A 17,830-nucleotide genomic window follows, 5' to 3' on the forward strand; every position below is an offset into this window, starting at 1 on the left:
TGACTGCAGCACGAATGACTGCAGCACGGCGGAAGAAAAAGACAGACTTTGGAAGCTACCCGCCCCCCTCAATAAACAGCGTGGATCGGGCTAGGCAGTATTTTCGATCATCAACCTCGTGATGCAAGTGTCAAAATCAACCTGAGGATTGTAACGAGAATTCAATGATGTAGCTGTTATCGCTTTTATACTGTCGGGCTCGCCATTTTATTGCTTCACCCCTGATTTCAGTTTGGAGTTTTGATTTTTGTCTAAACGGGGTGGGGGAGGTTTAGGCAGAGTGCGCTCGATCCGTTTCGCTCTGGCCGCTGCTTCTGAGCCGAACCCAGGCGTTTCGTGCTAACGTGTCTACCGGTAAGGGTAGTGCCGCATTCCGCTGTTAATCCGCGCTTCGGTGGTGCAGTTCGGATAACACTTCGCTACGCTTCGGGCTATCTTTGGTCAATTTAAATGAGGGTGGCACAGGGAGTAGCACAACTTGATATTCAATCATTTCACGGCGGTATCGGCGATGGCCCTAGCTCTGGCAGCGAGTGCTGGCTACGTCTGGGGTGCCGATGACGTCAACAGTGTCGCCCTGCGCCAGGCTGTTACCCTCGAGGGGGTCCGATCTCATCAGGCTATACTGCAATCGATTGCCGACTCCAATAATGGTGACCGCACCTCTGGTTCAAGAGGATTTGAAGCCTCGGCGGCCTATGTGAAGTCCACACTTGTGGCCGCCGGTTATAGCGTCACGGTCCAGCCTTTCGAATTTCTGTTTTTCCAGGAGTTGATCAAAGCGACCTTTACCCAGACCGCGCCTGGCGCGATCAATTATGTCTACGAGACCGACTTCGCCATCATGGACCATTCAGGATCAGGCGATATCACTGGCTTCGTTCAGCAGGTCAATGACAACGTCTTCCCGCCGACCGCGACGCCCACCAGCACCGCCGGCTGCGAAGCTGCCGACTTCAACGGGTTCGTTCTTGGCAGTATTGCGCTGATTCAGCGTGGATCCTGCTCGTTCGCGCAAAAAATTGCCAATGCGGCCAAGGCCGGCGCTGCTGCTGCAATCATCTTCAACGAGGGTAACCCGGGTGACCTGGAGCGCACCGACTTGTTCTTTGGGTCGCTGGAAGCTCCAGCAGCTATTCCGGCGGTTTCCGTGAGCTTCGCACTCGGCAGCCTGCTCGCCGATACAGCTGGCCTGCAGGTTCATATCGCCACCAATACGTTCTCTGAGATCCGCAATACCGCCAACTTCATTGCCGACACCCCCGGTGGCCGCAGTGACCGCGTGGTAGTGGTCGGTGCCCACCTCGACAGCGTGCCTGGTGGCGCCGGTATCAACGATAACGGAAGTGGTGCCGCTGGCATCCTCGAGATCGCCGTGCAGATGGCGAAGCTCAAGATCAAGCCCGTGAACAAGGTGCGCTTCGCCTTCTGGGGCGCGGAGGAATTCGGGTGTTTAGGGTCCACTCATTATGTCAGTTTGCTGAGTAAGAAGCAGATAAAGCGCATCGCGCTGAACCTAAACTTCGACATGATCGGGTCGCCCAACTTCGGCCGCTTCGTCTATGACGGCGACGGCTCCGATACCGGAACCGCGGGTCCCAATGGCTCGGCCAAAATCGAGAGCGTGTTCAACAAGTATTTTGCAGAGCAGAAACTAGCTGTGAAGGCAGCTCCCTTCAACGGCCGTTCTGACTATGGCCCCTTCATCGATGCCGGTATCCCTGCAGGAGGCCTGTTCACGGGTGCCGAAGACATCAAGACAGCGGAAGAGGCGGCCCTGTTCGGTGGGACGGCAGGTGAGGCCTTCGATTCCTGCTACCATCAGGCCTGCGACACATATGCCAACAATAACGACGAGGTCCTCGACCAAATGTCTGACGCCGCGGCTGACGCGGTGCTGCAATTCGCCATGACCAGGTCCTCCATCAGGGACACCTCCAAGGCAAATGATCGGGCCGTCACCAAGTCAATTCCCTACAAGGGGTGTCATCTGCAAGAATAGGCTTCGGCTGTCACCAACGCTGTGGCGTTGGAGGCGCTGGCATTGAGTATGGGCAACAATGAAAAAGAGCCAATGATTATAAAACCAACAGAACCGCAGGTATCGAAAAGCAAATTATTTGAGCAATCAGCGCAGTCAATGCCCTGCTGGGGTCGTCATGTCTGTTTTTTATGCTATCGATAGATGAAGTGGATCAGATACATTCTGCTGCTGGGTGCGACATTGAATGACCCGACCATCTCGGCGGCTTCATCATCGTGCCTGACTTGATCGCCAGTCAAATGCATCGGCGGCGACTGGCTTCTGGCACGTTCTTGTGGTTACCGCTTTGTTGATCTGGGATCGGCAAAGTGGTGGTCGGCCAAATGGCGTGTGCGTGGGTTTGCTGACTACAGCATCTCAATTCCGCTGGATGCGCGGCGGACGGTGTCCAGATCGTGCTGGATGTGCTCTTCGGTCTGGCGCTGCGACTCCTTCAGATGCTGGCGCATGAGTTCGGAAGCCCAGCGCCGGTCTCCGGCAATAAGGGCATCAAGGATGGCAATGTGCTCGGTGATTGAGGCCCCGATCCGGTCCAGCCGCGAATAACTGAAGAACTCGGCAAGCCGCCGGAAGTTATTCTGCTGCCGGATAATGCCTGCGACCAGTTCGTTTCCAGATCCTTGTGCAAGCGTTTCATGCAGCGACGCGTCAAGCTCAAAGAGTTCTGGCCACAAGCTGTTGGGCCCCAGACTGTTCAATGCCGCCTGCTGCTCGTCCTTCATGCGGATGAGGGACTCAGGATTCATCGAAAAATGTCGATCAAGCATGATGGCAGGCTCCAGCACAATCCGCAGGTGGTAGCTCCGCGATATCTGCCCGGCGTCAAAATGCATGAAGCGCCAGCCTCTCCCGGCCGAGGGTTCCGCCAGTCCTTCACGCATGAGCCGCCTCAGAACCCGGGACAGTTCACCCTTTCCCACCGAGTATCTGCGCTCGAGGAATTTTCCCGAGGCCGGCTCCGGCATGTCATTGAGGATGATGTCGCGCACAATGCGGCCGTAAAGGCTTACTCCCGGCTTGGCTGTTGACCGGGCTGTCCGGATCGTAGGCGGTGCAGTGCCGCGCGTATATCCACCGTGCGGGTGAGGTTCGAGGACGCCCACCCGCACCAGATGCTGGAGAGCAGCCCTGATCGGCGTTCTTGATACGCCAAGCTCTCTGGACAGGACGGCCTCGCGCATGCGTTCCAGCGGAACGGCAGAGGGCGATCTCAGCAAGCCCAGGATGCGTGTGACCAGCTCCTCCTGAAGATCGCTCTTGAGTTGTATCATCCGGAAATGCGTCCAGCCATGTGATTTTTGTATTTTACGTACATCTAAAAACACAATAACGTTCCGGTCAATCATCAAGCCAGGCTTTGGGTAGCCGAGATGCAAATTGCAGTGAAAGGGACATCTCTCGCGCCGGGGCGGCCATGCTGCCTCAAGAGACAGGTCTTGCAGCACGTACTGTTTGCCCGCCACCCTGACGGCGAACCTGCTGCCGCCATCAACCAGCCCAGCAACTGCGCGGGCAAATCGCCTTTAATCTATTGGAGAATCCAGTGACGATCCAAAATTACCCGAGCGCCTTCATGCATCCCTTCTCCCACATTCCGACGCTGGAGCAGTCGGGACCGGTCATCGTCGATCGCGGGGAAGGAATTTACATCTACGATGACAGGGGGAGGCGGTATCTCGAAGGCAATTCCGGCCTGTGGAATGTCGTCCTGGGCTTCGACAACAAGAGGCTGATCGAGGCTGCCACGCAGGCTTATGCGAAGCTCCCAGCCTATCATGCCTTTTTCGGGCGGGTCGCCCAGTCTGCACTTGACCTGTCCGAAAAAGTGATCCGCCTTGCTCCGATGAAGGCGAACCGCGTGTTGTTCGCCAACTCCGGCTCGGAGGCGAATGATACGGTCGTCAAGCTCCTCTGGCTGCTAGCCGAGCAGGAAGGGAAGCCACATCGCCGCATCCTGCTGAGCCGCAGAAACGCCTATCACGGCATGACGATCATGACGGCGAGCCTTACGGGAAAGGACTACGTGAAATCAGCATCCGGGCTCCCCGTGTATGAGGTGCGCCACCTGACATCGCCGCATCACTGGCGTGAGGCGAAGGATGGCGAGAGCGAGACGGAGTTCTCCGGAAGGTTGGCCTGGGAGTTGGAGCAGACCATTCGCAACACCGGTCCAGATCACATCGCCGGCTTTTTTGCTGAGCCCGTCCTGGGTGCAGGAGGCGTCATTCCGCCGCCCGAGGGATATTTCCAGGCGATCCAGCCGGTCTTGAGGAAATATGGAGTGCCGCTCATCGCTGATGAAGTGATATGCGGCTTTGGACGCACGGGAGAGCTCTGGGGATCAATCAAATACGGGATCGAACCTGATATTGTCGTGGCCTCGAAGGTGATCACTTCCGGCTTCTTCCCGATGGGCGCCATCGTGCTCTCCGAGAAAATGACGGAACGGCTCGAAAGAGCCTGTCGTACCTATGAAGAGCTTCCGACCGGCTTCACCACGGCGGCCCATCCCGTGGGATGCGCCATCGCCCTGGCGGCGATCGGAGAGATCGTCGAAGGTGGCGTGTTGAAGAATGTCCAGAAAGTCTCTCCCGCATTCCAGAAGCAACTGCGCGCCATGCAGGATCACCCCATGGTCGGCGAGGCGCGCGGCGTCGGCCTGATGGGCGCTCTCGAGATGGTGGCCGACAAGCACAGCAAGACTCCGTTCCCAGGGCACCTCGATGTGAGCGAGCGGGTCTCCCGCCAGGCCCTTGCAAATGGCCTGATCTGCCGTCCGCTCGGGGCAGCCGTGGTGCTGGCGCCCCCTTTCATCATCACTGAGCCGCAGATCGACGAGCTCTTCTCCATACTGCGCCACACCATGGATCAGGTCTATGCAGAGGTAAGGGCGGCAGCTGCGTAAACCGATCTTTCCTGGTGCGCCCATGGAAGGCGCAGTCTTGATCCGGCCTCCGCGTCAGCGCGGCGTGCTACGGAATTTGCAGAGATCATAGACGAGGCGGAGGCTGGGCGTATCGATCTTCACAAGACCTGCCAATTCGATCACCACGCCGAGAAGGGCGTCGAGTTCTGTTGGCCGGCCTGCCTCAACGTCCTGCAGCATCGATGTACGATGGGCTCCCACCTTTGCGGCCATCTCCAACCGTTCCAGGGCGCTCACCGCGAAGGCAACGCCCAGTGCCTCACCCACCATGCGCGCCTCCTCCATCATGGCGAGGATCACGCGGCGCGTGCCGTCATCGGATGCGAGTCCTGCGAGGGTGCCGAGGGTGAGCACGCTCACCGGGTTGAAGCTGAGATTGCCCCACAGCTTGAGCCAGATTTCATTGCGCAGATTTGGTCTCACGGGGCTCTTGATGCCGGCTCTGGTGAGAAGTCCACTCAGGAGAAGTGCTCGTTCGGTTTTCTCGCCGGTTGGCTCGCCAATCGGCATCCGGTCGCCATAGTGATGAGCAACAATACCGGGCGTTTCGATCTCGGCAGCCTGCCAGACGACTGAACCGAGCGCCCGCTCCGGCCCGATGGAGCGCCAGATCGCGCCGCCCGGGTCGACGCTCTGAAGTCTGGTGCCCTCCAGCGGCCCACCCACGCCATGGAAATACCACCACGGAATGCCGTTCTGCGCGAACAGAATTGCTGTGTCCTTTCCAAGAAGCGGTGAAAGCTGGCCGACGACGCCCGGCAAGCTGTGCGCCTTGAGCGCTAGGATGATGAAATCCTGCGCACCCAGTTCGGCGGCATTGTCCGTGAGCCGTGGACGCACGACATGCGTCTTGCCGTCCTGCTTGAGCGTGAGGCCGTTTGCCTTCATTGCTGCAAGGTGCGGGCCGCGAGCCACCAGCGAGACCTCGGCCTCTCCCTTCATCGCCAGCCTGGCGCCGACATAGCCGCCAATTGCTCCGGCGCCGAATATGCAGATCCGGGTCATGTCAGCCCCAGTTTCTGCGCAAGGCCAATGCGCTGCAGCTTTCCTGTTGCACCCTTCGGGATTTCCTCGAGTATGAGGATCCTGCGCGGCACCTTGAAGGTTGCAAGGCGTGACTCGGCAAAGCTCCGGATGTCGGTCTCGCTTGCACTCATGCCCTCGCGCAGCACGATCGCGGCCCCAACCTCCTCGCCGAGCTTGTCATGTGGAATACCGAAAGTCACGACCTGCTGTACCGCAGGATGGTCCATCAGCACGGCATCGACCTCGAGCGGGCTGACTTTTTCGCCGCCACGGTTGATGATCTCTTTCAGCCGCCCGCTGAGGGTAAGATATCCGTCTGCATCGAAGCTTCCAAGGTCTCCTGTCCGGAACCATCGTTTTCCTTCGGCATCGAAGAAGCTCTTTTCATTGGCCACGGAGTTGTTTTCATAGCCTGGTGTCACGTTGGGTCCGGAAATGACAACTTCGCCCGGCTCGGTCACCAGCCGGTTCTCCGCCTCATGTGCCACGCGCACGTCGGGGCCTGCGGCGAGGCCAACCGAACCCGGCTTCTGGGGGCGGGGTGGCAGAGGGTTCGAGGTCATCTGGTGGGCTGCTTCTGTCATTCCGTAGCTTTCGATGACGGGAGAGTTGAATGTCTCCGAAAGCGCGATCATCACTTGCGGCGGCAGCGAGGCCGACGAGGAGCGGATGAAGCGCAGAGGTGTCCGTCCAATGGTTTCAGTGTTACGCGCTGCGCGCGCCAGAATTGCCTGGTGCATGGTTGGCACCGCAGTATACCACGTCGGCCGGGATGCATCCATCCAGCCAAAGAACCGAAGCGCATCGAAGCCAGGCGAACACCAGATCGAGGCCCCGGCAGCCAGGCTTGCAGCCACCGCCGCGACGAGCCCGTGAATGTGGAACAGTGGCATGATGTTGAGGCACCGGTCTTTGGGAGAGAGCGCCAGGGTGTGCATGATGTTTTGGGCAGAGGCGCAAATGTTGGCATGGGTGAGCGGTACGATCTTTGGGCGTGACGTTGTTCCCGATGTGTGGAGAATCAAGCCGACATCCTGCGCGCCGTGGACGCGCCGGACAGGCGCGGGCCTGGCGCTGGCCGGGGCACTGAGGTGAAATGCGCCCGCTGCTTCGCCAGGGTGCAACCTGATGATTGACAGTCCGAGTTCGCCACCTGCCTCAAGCGCCGGGCCGGTATAGCCTTCCGGCACGATGACCGCCTTGGCGCCAAGGTCGGACAGGTAGAAAGCAAACTCCTCCCGCCTGTAGCCGGGGTTGAGCGGAGCCGTAATCGCAGCCTGCGCCACAGTGATGAAGGCAGCCGCCATTTCGGGTCCGTTCGGGAGCACGATTGCCACGCGGTCGTCACTGCTGATGCCCCAGGCTGCCAATCCTTCTCTGACGCTGCGCGATAATGTGCGCAGGCCTCCATAGCTGAGCCAGGGTCGGTCTGGCGCACCCAGTGCGGGGGCGTCATCGGGATGCGCTGCGATGAGTTCGGAGATGTGTCTCGGCATATGCTCACATGCTAGGGCTGGCAATTGACAATCGTATACTTGTATCCAAAATGCTCGCGCCCCGCAAGGTTGCTCAATTGGCTTCGATCGGCACGAACAGACCCGTCTTTACACGATCCATGACGACGCGCGTGTGGAAGCGACGGATGTTGGGGTTTGCAAAGAAGAATTGCTTGGTGAAGGCCTCGTAATGGCGCATGTCCTGGGCGGTGAGGACGAGGACGAAGTCGGCATCCCCCGTTACATAATAGCATTGCATGACTTCAGGCGTTGCCACCATCGCTCGCTTGAATTCGTCCACGATGTCTGGGCGCTCACGTTCAAGAGTGACGTCTACGATCATGGTTAGCTGGCGGCCCACTGCTTCTGGCGAGACGACGGCCAGGTTTGCCTCGATCACCCCGGTTTCGCGCAATTTTGCGAGCCGGCGCTGGCAGGCCGATGGCGACAGGCCAACTGCCTGGCCAAGTTCATTGTGGGTCATCTGATTGTTGCCCTGAACCAGCCGCAGCAGCCGCCTGTCAAATTCATCAAGGGTCGACTTGTGCATGATTATCTCTAGATTTTTAGCAATCACGCAAGATAAACCCGAAAAATGACTAAAAAGCGAGGAAAATCCCTCTGCAAACTGGCTCACTATGTCTCCGAGAAAGGGAGTGGCCGATGCAGTTGTCGCGCGAAGAACTGATCAATGCCTACCGCACCATGAAGACCATCCGGGCCTTCGAGGAGAGGGTGAATCAGGAAATGGCGACTGGTGACGTTCCAGGTGCAGTTCACCTTTACGCCGGCCAGGAGGCGTCTGCGGCGGGCGTGTGCTTTCGACTTGGCGATGGCGACCGCATCGCTTCGACCCACCGCGGACACGGCCATTGCATCGCCAAGGGTGTCGACGTGAACGGCATGATGGCGGAAATTTTCGGCAAGGCCACTGGAACGTGCAAGGGCAAAGGCGGTTCCATGCACATTGCCGATCTCGACCGGGGCATGATGGGCGCCAATGGCATCGTCGGTGGCGGGCCGCCGCTGATCTGCGGGGCCGCTCTCACCGCGAAGTATCGCAAGACGGGGGGTGTTGCCGTTGCCTTCATGGGTGATGGCGCATTCAACCAGGGGACCACGGCGGAGAGCCTCAATCTCGCTGCTGTTTGGAAACTGCCGGTCATCTTCGTGGTCGAGGACAACGGCTTCGGGGAAGCAACGAGCAGTGCCGTGGCAGTTGCTGGTGATATCTGCGAGCGCGCCCGCGCCTATGGAATGCCGGCTGAAAAAGTGGACGGTCTGGACTTCTTCGCGGTTGAAGAGGCAACGGCTCGCGCTGTCGCGCGTGCCCGCACCGGAGAGGGCCCCTCCTTCCTGCAGATCGAGGTGCCTCGCTATTTCGGCCATTTCTCGGGCGACACCGACACCTATCGCACACCAGAGGAAAAGGAGGCGATGCGGCAGAAGCGCGACTGCCTCAAGATCTTCCGTGAGAGGGTGACGCAGGCGGGGCTCTTCAACCCGGCTGAACTGGATGCCGTCGACCGCGAGGTGGACACACTGATCAACGCGGCAGTGGTGGCAGCGCGCGCAGCGCCACAACCGGACCCGCGCGAAGTCGCCACCGACGTTTATGTCAGCTACGCCTGAGGGGCCTTGCCATGCCACGTAAATCCTTTCGTCACGCCCTGAACGAGGCGCTGAAACTCGAGATGCGGCGTGATGACCGCGTCATCATCATGGGCGAGGATGTGACGGGAGGCGCGGGCGCCTCCGGTGAGAAGGATGCCTGGGGCGGCGCCTTCGGTGTCACCAAGGGAATTCTCGGTGAATTCGGCTCGGGCCGCATCCTGGACACACCAATCACCGAGAGCGCCTTCATTGGAGCCGCGGCAGGGGCGGCCGCCACAGGCCTGCGTCCGGTTGCCGAAATCATGTTTGTCGATTTTTTGGGCGTCTGCCTCGACCAGATCTTCAATCAGGCCGCAAAGTTCCGATACATGTTCGGCGGCAAGGCGGTGACACCGCTGGTGGTGCGTGCCACCTTCGGTGCGGGTTCCCGCTCTGCGAGTCAGCACAGCCAGGCGCTCTACCCGATCTTCACGCACATCCCGGGGCTGAAGGTGGTGATCCCGTCGAACCCTTATGATGCAAAAGGTCTCCTCATTCAGGCGATCCGCGATGACGACCCGGTGATCTTCCTCGAGCACAAGATGCTCTATGAAGACATGGGTGAAGTGCCGGATGGCGCCTATACCGTGCCGTTCGGAGAGGCGCGCATCGTGCGGGAGGGTCGTGATGCCACGATCGTGGCCCTCGGGCGGATGGTGAAGGTTGCCGAGGAGGCTGCGGCGAAACTGGCGGCGGCCGGCATCGACTGCGCCATCATCGACCCGCGCACCACCTCGCCACTCGATGAGGACACCATACTCGACATGGTGGACGAGACAGGGCGGCTCGTCATCGTGGATGAAAGCTCGCCACGCTGCGGCATGGCGGCAGACATTGCGTCAATGGTAGCGGAGAAGGGCTTTGGCAGCCTCAAGGCGCCGATCCTGAAGGTAACCCCGCCGCATGCCCCTGTTCCGTATGCGCCGAGCCTCGAGACGGCCTATATTCCGCAGCCTGCACAGGTCGAGGCGGCTGTTCGCAAGGTGCTGGAGGCCTGAATGAGCGGCGAGCGCATTGCGGCGATCTCCATGCCCAAGTGGGGCATGACGATGACCGAGGGCAAGGTTGCGGGTTGGCTCGTTCAAGTGGGCGACGTGGTGAAGCCCGGCGCTGAGGTTGTCGAAATCGAGACCGAAAAGATTACCAATGTAATGGAAACGCCTGCCTCCGGCGTGGTCCGCCGTCTGGTGGTGGCGTCAGGTGCGCGGGCATCGGTGGGTACCCTTCTCGCAGTGGTGGCTGCGCCGGATGTAAGCGAAGCCGAGGTCGAGGCCTACATCGAACGCTATGCGCGTGAGGTATCCCAGGCAGACACGGATAGTGGACCGGCGGCCCGGCTGGTCGAGGCGCCGCCGCATTCGATTAACGTTTTGTCGATGGGCTCAGGTGATGCGACGCCGCTCGTCCTGTTGCACGGCTTTGCAGGCGATCTGAACAACTGGCTGTTCAATCAGGCGGAACTGGCGGGGAGCAGGCCTGTTCACGCTCTCGATCTTCCGGCACATGGCAATTCGAGTCTCACGGAAGGATCAGGTTCGGTGCCGGATCTTGCGAAGGCGGTTCTCGCGACGATGGACTCACTCGGGATCGTTCGCGCCCACGTGCTAGGCCATTCGCTGGGAGGTGCGGTCACGCTGTTCATCGCGGCCCACCATCCCGAGCGTGTTGCCTCCGCCACTCTGGTGGCCTCGGGCGGGCTGGGTTCCGACATCGATATGGACTTCATTTCCGGTGTGCTGAGTGCCGACCGGCGAAAACCGATGCAGGAGGCGTTGTCGCGACTCTTTGCGGATCCGTCCGCCGCGACCCGCCAGATGGCAGACACTCTGCTGCAACAGAGGCGTCGCGACGGCGTCCCAGAGGCGTGGACGCGCATTGCCGCGGCCAATTTCCGGGATGGCCGCCAGCGCGGCAGCCTGCGGCAGGAGTTGGCATCACTATCGGGGCCCGTTCTGGTCATCTGGGGCCGGAACGACCACATCATTCCTGCGAGCCATGCCGATGGACTGCCGGCCGGCGTCAAGGTGGAATTGCTTGAGGGTGCAGGTCACATGCCGCATATGGAGGCGGCGGTGGCCTTCAACAGTCTGGTGAACCGCTTCCTGTCCGAAGGGGATGGCGCGTGAGCGGGGCTCCCGGAAGGCGATCCGGCATTCCTGGCCTGCGCGGGGTGGAGCATGTCGGACTGACGGTTCCTGACCTCGATGAGGCGGTCGCGTTCTTTCGCGATGTCATTGGCTGCGAGCTCATCTTTGATGGCGGGACATTCGGTCCGGACCCGGATTTCATGCCGGCCAATCTCGGTGTTCATCCGGATGCTACACTGCGTTACTGCTTCATGAGGTGCCGCACTGGAACCAATTTCGAAATCTTCGAATACGCCTCGCCGGACCAGGCGCGGCAAAGACCAAGGAACAGTGACTGGGGTGGTCACCACCTTGCCTTTTATGTCGATGATTTTCAGGCCGCGATCGCTCATTTGCGGGCGCATGGGGTGAAGATCATGGGCGAGCCGCAGTTCATCGAGGAAGGCCCGGCGGCCGGGTCCTGGTGGGTCTATTTCCTGTCTCCCTGGGGTTTGCAGATGGAACTCTGCTGTTATCCGCAGGGCAAGGCCTATGAAAAAACCGCGACCAGAAAACTCTGGCATCCGGCAAGGCCGGAGCAGTAACGGAGATCAGCAGACATGATAAGTCACCATGGCGCTCGCCATGTCCACAATCAGCAGAGCCGCTTCGACCTCGCCTATGAGGCGGAGCAGAAGGCCGTGCTCAACCAGCAGGCCTATGTCACGATGCGCAGCGAGATCACATCTTGGCCTGGCTATGCGCCGACACCGCTCGTTCCGCTGCCAGGGCTTGCGAAGCAGCTTGGCGTGGGGGAAATTTTCTACAAGGATGAATCCAAGCGTTTCAAGCTCAAGAGCTTCAAGGCACTGGGCGGAGCCTATGCCGTGCTTCGGGTCATTCAGCAGCGCCTGGCGGAGGCGGGTCATGGTCGCGTAACCGCAGGCGATCTGATTTCCGGCAAGTACCGCGCTCTGGTATCGGACATCACTGTGGCGGCTGCCACCGATGGTAACCATGGCCGTTCCGTCGCCTGGGGTGCTGAGATGTTCGGGGCTCGCTGCGTGATCTACCTCCATGCTCATGTTAGTCAGTCGCGCGAGGATGAGATTGCAAGGTTTGGCGCCCGCATTGCCCGGGTTCCAGGCAGTTATGATGATTCCGTTCGTCAGTGTGCGGAGGACGCCATCAGGAACCGCTGGAACCTCGTTGCGGATACCAATGCCGGTGGCGGCGATGCTTCGGTTCCATCCATGGTCATGCAGGGCTATACGCTCATGGTTGCAGAGTTCATGGAGCAGCTGGATGGCCGCATCCCCTCGCATGTCTTCGTCCAGGGCGGCGTCGGCGGGATCGCCGCGGCCGTTGCCGGCCACCTGTGGGAAACGCTGGGCGGCAAGCGGCCTCGCATTGTCGTGGTGGAGCCGCAGCGTGCCGATTGCATCTATCGGTCGATCGCCGCTGGAAAGCCAACCCCTGTCGAGGGGGATGTGAACACCTTCATGGCGTGTCTTGCGGCAGGTGAGATATCGCCGCTTGCCTGGCCCATCCTGCGGCATGCAGCAGATGACGTGCTGGCCATACCTGATCAGGCAGCACCAGATTCGATGCGCCTGCTGGCAGAGGGGCGAGGGGGTGATACGCCGATCGTTTCAGGCGAATCGGGCTGTGCTGCGATTGCGGGCCTGATCGAGGCCGTGGCCGACGACACCCTGCGGGTGAAGCTCGCCCTCAAGCCGGGTTCGCTCATTGTTGCAATTGGCAGCGAAGGCGATACTGACGCCGCGACCTATGAGAAGGTTGTTGGCCGGAGTGGGAGTGCGGTCGAGCGCCTGGCGAGTTGACTCACCCGACTTGCCAACCGCCATCCACGATGATCGATTGGCCAGTGACATAACGCGAAAGGTCTGAGGCAAGATAGAGGTAGGTGCCCGCAAGATGGTCCATGGGTCCAAGGTGCCCGACAGGAATGCGCGAGGTCAGGCCGGCGGCGACCTCGGCTTCACTTATGCCGCGCAACTGGGCACGTTCCCGGAACAACTGGCGGATCATCTGTGTGTCCATCTGACCAGGGCACACGCAATTCACCAGAATGCCATGTGGCGCGAGTTCGGCGGCGAAACTCTGCATCATGCCGATCATTCCGAATTTAGATGCAGAATAGGCGGCATTCTCCCGCCCACCGCGAATTCCGAACAAGGAGGAGGTCATGATGATGCGGCCACCCTTGCCATCGGTCATCATGTGGTGTCCCAGTGCGCGCGTGGTGATGAAGGCTCCCGTCAGGTTCACGTCGAGAACGCGGCGGAACTCTTCGGGTGTCATGTCAGTTCCGGTCTTGAGAAGAAGGATCCCGGCATTGGGCACCGCAATGTCGATGCGCCCAAATCTGCGTGCGGCAGTTTCGATGGCCTTGTCCGTGGCCACTGCGTCGGTCACGTCGAGGCGGAGCCCCAGCGCATCGGCGCCAAGTGTTGCGGCTGTCGTTTCGGTGTCCTGCTGCACATCAGCGATGCAGACCCGCGCACCTTCAGCCACCATGGCCCTCGCCACCGCAAGGCCTATGCCCTGTGCGCCCCCGGTGATGAAAGCGGCTTGTCCTTCAAGAAGCTTCGCCATGAGTGCCCCTCCGATCAGTACTTTGAAAACTAGACGCTGCATGGCCAACCATCAAGCGGAGACATCCTGAAATGACGGGTTCTGTGCATGGCAGTCCGATGGACGGCGAAACGATCCTATCTTTGTGCTGCGAGCTTGTTGGCATGCGTAGCGAGAACCCTCCAGGCGACGTTCGGGCGCCTGCTGCTGTTGCCCGCGCATTCCTGGAGCGTTACGGGCTCACTGTGACTGAGGTCGCCCACATTGATCAGAAGCCAAATCTCGTTGCCACCATCGAGGGTGTGTCAGCAGGCCGCCATCTGGTGTTGAACGGTCATCTTGATACCATTGGGCCTGGTGAAACCGCGGACTGGTCGGTTCCGCCCTTTGAGGCGACGCGGCGCGATGGCAGGATTTACGGTCTGGGTGCGGGAAACATGAAGGGTGGGGTGGCGGCGTTGATTGCTGCCTTTGCCCATCTTGCGCAGCGTCGCGATATGTTTCGCGGTCGCGTCAGCCTCACGCTGGTGGCTGATGAAACCGTGTTTGGCCCTGATGGTGCCGGCTACCTGCTGGAGCAGCGCCCCGATCTGGTGGGCGATGGTGTCATCTGTGGCGAGGGACCTGGCGCCATGGCGCTTGGTCTTGCGGAAAAGGGGCTGCTGTGGCTTGAGATGTCCTGCCGCGTTCCATCCGGGCAGGGCATGCTGACGACGGCTGGCGCGTCCGCTATTGCCCGGCTTGCAAGCATACTGCTCGAGGTTGACCGACTGAATGATCTGTATGTGACACCGCCAGCCGCGCTGTCATCCTTGGCCGCACACGGCGGTGAGCATGGGTTCCGGCTCAGCGCCAATGCGGGCACGATCCGCGGCGGGCGGTTTGTCAGCCAGAAGGCGGATATCGCAGTTGCGGAGGTCGACTTCCGGGTTCCTCCGGGTCTCACCATCGATGAGGTTGAACGTCGTGTTCGTGACATCTGTGGCGGTAAAGCCGAGATTCGGCGCATCAAGGGTTGGGAGCCGAACTGGTGTTCACCATCTGATCATCTTTCCAAGGCAGTTGCCGCTGCCGCACAATCTGTTCTTGGAAGGGAAAGTCCGCCTGTCGTTCGACTTCCCGCCTCAGATGCGAGCCGCTGGCGCGCGCTTGGAATTCCCGCGGTGTGCTTCGGGCCGCAACCACTTCTCGCATCCGGCATCGATGACTATGTCGAGGAACGCGACGTTGTGGAGTGTGCTGCAATCTACGCGAGAGCGGCGATCGACTGGCTCAATCGCTGAATAGGTCTCGGCGCGACGTGATGAGGCGCCGATCGACCATTGCGTGAAAGCCCTGGTCGCTGGATCCGATGTGCGTGATCCGGAGATCGCAAACCATGCCTGCAAGGCAAAGGCACGATCGTCGCCAGTTGAGAAAAGCGCACCATTGCCAAACTGCCGCAGCCCGATGTCAGGCGTGATGTGCTTGCGCATGGCTTGATTCTGCGGCAGGGGGGTTGAACAGGCCGCGTTCAGGGACATCGCGAACCTCGTTTACGCTCCTCACGCGCACCAGGTTTCCGAATGCAACGGTAAGGACACGAGGCAACCTCGCGTCGAAATGCTTCTCGTTGATTGCATCTGGCGCGGCATTGCACTCGTCGCGGTTGATCATGCCACCGTCCGGCTGATCACACCTGCGGGCACGTCACCTGCCAGTTTTAGGGCTTGGTCGACCAGCGCCTCCGCCGTACGCCAGTCGTAGGTTCGGACCATGTTTCCATGGTTGACGAATGTCGCTCCGCCGTAGAACATTTCATATTGTGTATGGCGGGAGGCAAACTCCGAGCCCAGCGCATCCCATGCCAACTTCATGACACCGATCCGGCCCATTGCATCTGTTACCGGGGAGACCTGCGTTGCGGCGATTGCATCCCTGATGATGGGGTTGGCCAAGTCGTCGACCGAGGACGGCAGCATGATGACGCCTCCTCCGCACAACTCTCGGATTGACATGGCGATCTGTGGATAGAGTTCCTGGGTGATCGAGAGCGCAGCATACAGCAGGGGCGCTGATGGCACGAAATAGCCGCCCGTAATCTCGCGGCCCTCAATCTCCATCCCGGCAACGAGGCCTTCCACCATGGCGGCCTGGGCGGCAAGCCGGCCAAGCGTTGAACGCACCTGCGGCACATCGGCAACACCGTTCGTCTGCGCCACCCGCCGTGCCAGTCCGACGAGGAACTTGAGTTTGGTGGCGAGGCGGATCTGCGACTGGTAGTTCTGGTAGACATGGGCAGGCGTGTCATGCCACTGCGCCCTCGCAAGATCGACGTCTCCGGCAACAAAAACCCGTTCCCATGGAACCTTGACGTTTTCAAAAACGACAATCGCGTCGTTCTCGTCGAAATGTGTGGAGAGAGGGTAGTCGAAGGACGCTCCCGCAGCGGCCTCATAGGAGCGTCGCGAAAGCAGCTTCACTCCGCGCGTTGCCAGCGGCATCGCGAAGGAGACTGCATATCGCTCTTCACCTGGCTTCAGGGGTTCTATCGCCGCAACCAGGATCTCGTCTGACATCACTGAACTTGTGCCGAGCATCTTGGCGCCCTCGACCGTGATGCCGGAGGCATCCTCGTCGACGATGCGCAGCACGACGTCGCGTGCCTGCTCCGATGCGCCCTTCGAACGGTCCGACTGTGGATTTCGGATGACATAGGTCACGAACAGGTCGTTGTCCCTGGCGTAGGAAAAATAGTCGGCCAGTGCCTTGGCGCGATCGTCTGATCTTGCCCGGAACACGTCCAGCCCCATGACCATGCCACCCAGCGTCGTCGCGAGATGGTCGGGTGAGCGGCCGAGGAAGCCGAGATGTTGAGCCGACCAGGTCTCGATTGCCCTGCGCCGCAAGACAAGATCGGCATGGTTTCGTGGCAGCTGCCACGAGCGATTGACCCGCTCGCGCGCACCATTGGCTGGCACCGTCATGAGCTCTCGGTTTTCGGCGGCCGCCTGAAAGTCATAGAGCTTGGCGAAGGACGCAACTGCGTTGCGGAAAGCAGGATGCTGGGTAACATCGCCCACCTGCTTGCCATCGATGAACACGGTGCGGCCGTCCCGCAAGCTGCGCGTATAGGCTGCGCCATCCCTTATAGCCATGTTACCTCCCCGCAGGACCAAGCCTGCTTGGTTCAGTTCGATCCTGCTTTCATGCTACCAAATTGCTCGCACACTGGCCATATTCAACTTGGTTAAATCCTGTTCCGGAGCCACGCGCGTGACCCACAGCGCCTCTTCCACCCAGGCAATCCGCGATTTCCTCGCTCACGGCGGCGGAATGCCTGATCCGCAATGGCCCGGCGGTGCGCCGCTGGACCTCAACATCACCCTCGATTTCGCGCGTGGTGGCGCGCATTCGATCCGCGCGGCAGACCCGCATTCGCAGAACGTGCTGCCGGACATCGAATTTCCGTGGCTGGAGGGTTTCCCAAGCCTGCCCGTTCCATCTGATTTCGATTTTGGCTCGCGCCGGGCGGTCTGACGCATGCGTGTCGCCCTCACAGGTGCGTCTGGCTTTATTGGCCGACGGGTTGGCCAGTTGCTCGAAGCGGGCGGAGCGACCGTGCTTGGCAGTGATCTTGGCTCGGGTCCGGCAGTGCAGAGTCTGGACCTGCGTGATCGACCGGCGGTCGGCAAATGGCTGGAGGCTTGCCAACCTGATGCGGTGATCCATGCTGGAGCAATTTCCGGGGCGATGGTGGCAGGCGACAACCCGGATCTCATCACTGCAGTGAATGTTATGGGAACGGCGAATGTGCTGGCAGCAATGACCGAGCTTGGCATCAGCCGGCTCGTGTTCCTGTCGTCGATTGCCGTCTACGCCCCGCGCAGCGACCGCTCGCCGGTGGATGAGTCAAGCCCGCTCGCATCAAGCACATCCTATGGCATGAGCAAGATCGAAGCCGAACGCCTGGTCCGCAATGCGGTTTTCAGTGGCTTGCTCCGGGGCAGTTGTGTCCTGCGGCTGTCATCGGTCTATGGCG

17 protein-coding genes are annotated in these 17,830 nt (G+C 60.3%); 10 read left to right on the forward strand and 7 right to left on the reverse strand.

What is annotated here, in order from left to right; translation table 11 throughout:
* Positions 1–478 precede the first annotated feature (478 nt).
* Complete coding sequence (locus ACILRN_RS08535; RefSeq protein ID WP_395687340.1) at positions 479–2,002, forward strand: M20/M25/M40 family metallo-hydrolase; 1,524 nt, start codon at positions 479–481, stop codon at positions 2,000–2,002.
* A gap of 389 nt (positions 2,003–2,391) precedes the next feature.
* Here ACILRN_RS08535 and ACILRN_RS08540 read toward each other — a convergent pair whose 3' ends face one another.
* Positions 2,392–3,315, reverse strand: coding sequence for an FCD domain-containing protein (locus tag ACILRN_RS08540; protein WP_395687341.1), 924 nt, complete (start codon positions 3,313–3,315; stop codon positions 2,392–2,394).
* Positions 3,316–3,587: 272 nt separating this feature from the next.
* On the opposite strand from ACILRN_RS08540, the gene ACILRN_RS08545 reads away from it, so the two are divergent.
* The gene (locus tag ACILRN_RS08545) at positions 3,588–4,949 is read left to right on the forward strand and encodes an aminotransferase (RefSeq protein WP_395687343.1); all 1,362 of its coding nucleotides are present in this window, start codon (positions 3,588–3,590) and stop codon (positions 4,947–4,949) included.
* A gap of 54 nt (positions 4,950–5,003) precedes the next feature.
* Here the strand turns inward: ACILRN_RS08545 and ACILRN_RS08550 are convergent, their stop codons facing one another.
* From ACILRN_RS08550 to ACILRN_RS08560, 3 genes are all read right to left on the reverse strand, one after another.
* Positions 5,004–5,975 (reverse strand): 2-dehydropantoate 2-reductase, encoded by a 972-nt coding sequence (locus tag ACILRN_RS08550; protein WP_395687345.1) that lies wholly within the window; start codon positions 5,973–5,975, stop codon positions 5,004–5,006.
* Positions 5,972–7,492, reverse strand: a complete 1,521-nt coding sequence (locus ACILRN_RS08555) for an acyl--CoA ligase (RefSeq protein ID WP_395687347.1) — start codon at positions 7,490–7,492, stop codon at positions 5,972–5,974. Before ACILRN_RS08555 ends, ACILRN_RS08550 begins: the two co-directional genes overlap by 4 nt.
* A 73-nt stretch (positions 7,493–7,565) precedes the next feature.
* Positions 7,566–8,042: an Lrp/AsnC family transcriptional regulator gene (locus ACILRN_RS08560; RefSeq protein WP_395687349.1), complete on the reverse strand. Its 477-nt coding sequence runs from the start codon at positions 8,040–8,042 to the stop codon at positions 7,566–7,568.
* 113 nt (positions 8,043–8,155) lie between these two features.
* Here ACILRN_RS08560 and ACILRN_RS08565 point away from each other — a divergent pair, with 113 nt between their 5' ends.
* From ACILRN_RS08565 to ACILRN_RS08585, 5 genes are read left to right on the forward strand one after another with little or no spacing between them, the layout of a single operon-like run.
* Positions 8,156–9,124, forward strand: coding sequence for a thiamine pyrophosphate-dependent dehydrogenase E1 component subunit alpha (locus ACILRN_RS08565; RefSeq protein ID WP_395687351.1), 969 nt, complete (start codon positions 8,156–8,158; stop codon positions 9,122–9,124).
* A gap of 11 nt (positions 9,125–9,135) precedes the next feature.
* A complete protein-coding gene (locus ACILRN_RS08570; protein ID WP_395687353.1) occupies positions 9,136–10,143 on the forward strand; it encodes an alpha-ketoacid dehydrogenase subunit beta in 1,008 nt (335 codons plus the stop codon).
* Positions 10,144–11,271, forward strand: coding sequence for an acetoin dehydrogenase dihydrolipoyllysine-residue acetyltransferase subunit (locus tag ACILRN_RS08575; protein ID WP_395687355.1), 1,128 nt, complete (start codon positions 10,144–10,146; stop codon positions 11,269–11,271).
* Positions 11,268–11,816: a VOC family protein gene (locus tag ACILRN_RS08580; RefSeq protein ID WP_395687357.1), complete on the forward strand. Its 549-nt coding sequence runs from the start codon at positions 11,268–11,270 to the stop codon at positions 11,814–11,816. The genes ACILRN_RS08575 and ACILRN_RS08580 overlap by 4 nt, the downstream gene beginning before the upstream one ends.
* 15 nt (positions 11,817–11,831) lie before the next feature.
* Positions 11,832–13,055 carry a diaminopropionate ammonia-lyase gene (locus tag ACILRN_RS08585; protein WP_395687359.1) on the forward strand — a complete coding sequence of 408 codons (1,224 nt, stop codon included), beginning with the start codon at positions 11,832–11,834 and terminating at the stop codon, positions 13,053–13,055.
* A gap of 1 nt (position 13,056) precedes the next feature.
* Here the strand turns inward: ACILRN_RS08585 and ACILRN_RS08590 are convergent, their stop codons facing one another.
* Positions 13,057–13,830 (reverse strand): SDR family NAD(P)-dependent oxidoreductase, encoded by a 774-nt coding sequence (locus ACILRN_RS08590; RefSeq protein WP_395687360.1) that lies wholly within the window; start codon positions 13,828–13,830, stop codon positions 13,057–13,059.
* A 71-nt stretch (positions 13,831–13,901) separates the two neighbouring features.
* Here ACILRN_RS08590 and ACILRN_RS08595 point away from each other — a divergent pair, with 71 nt between their 5' ends.
* Positions 13,902–15,092 carry a M20 family metallopeptidase gene (locus tag ACILRN_RS08595; RefSeq protein WP_395687362.1) on the forward strand — a complete coding sequence of 397 codons (1,191 nt, stop codon included), beginning with the start codon at positions 13,902–13,904 and terminating at the stop codon, positions 15,090–15,092.
* A gap of 169 nt (positions 15,093–15,261) precedes the next feature.
* Here the strand turns inward: ACILRN_RS08595 and ACILRN_RS08600 are convergent, their stop codons facing one another.
* Together ACILRN_RS08600 and ACILRN_RS08605 are read right to left on the reverse strand one after the other, a co-directional pair.
* On the reverse strand, positions 15,262–15,465 hold the full coding sequence (locus ACILRN_RS08600; protein WP_395687363.1) for a hypothetical protein: 204 nt from the start codon (positions 15,463–15,465) through the stop codon (positions 15,262–15,264).
* Positions 15,462–16,946, reverse strand: coding sequence for a 4-hydroxyphenylacetate 3-hydroxylase family protein (locus ACILRN_RS08605; RefSeq protein WP_395687365.1), 1,485 nt, complete (start codon positions 16,944–16,946; stop codon positions 15,462–15,464). The genes ACILRN_RS08600 and ACILRN_RS08605 overlap by 4 nt, the downstream gene beginning before the upstream one ends.
* Positions 16,947–17,064: 118 nt before the next feature.
* On the opposite strand from ACILRN_RS08605, the gene ACILRN_RS08610 reads away from it, so the two are divergent.
* Positions 17,065–17,328, forward strand: coding sequence for a hypothetical protein (locus tag ACILRN_RS08610; RefSeq protein ID WP_395687367.1), 264 nt, complete (start codon positions 17,065–17,067; stop codon positions 17,326–17,328).
* Between the two features lie 3 nt (positions 17,329–17,331).
* Positions 17,332–17,830, forward strand: a 499-nt coding sequence (locus ACILRN_RS08615; RefSeq protein WP_395687369.1) for an NAD-dependent epimerase/dehydratase family protein, incomplete at its 3' end; no start/stop codon positions are given.

The organism is Aestuariivirga sp. (genome assembly GCF_044238155.1).
Lineage (GTDB): Bacteria > Pseudomonadota > Alphaproteobacteria > Rhizobiales > Aestuariivirgaceae > Aestuariivirga.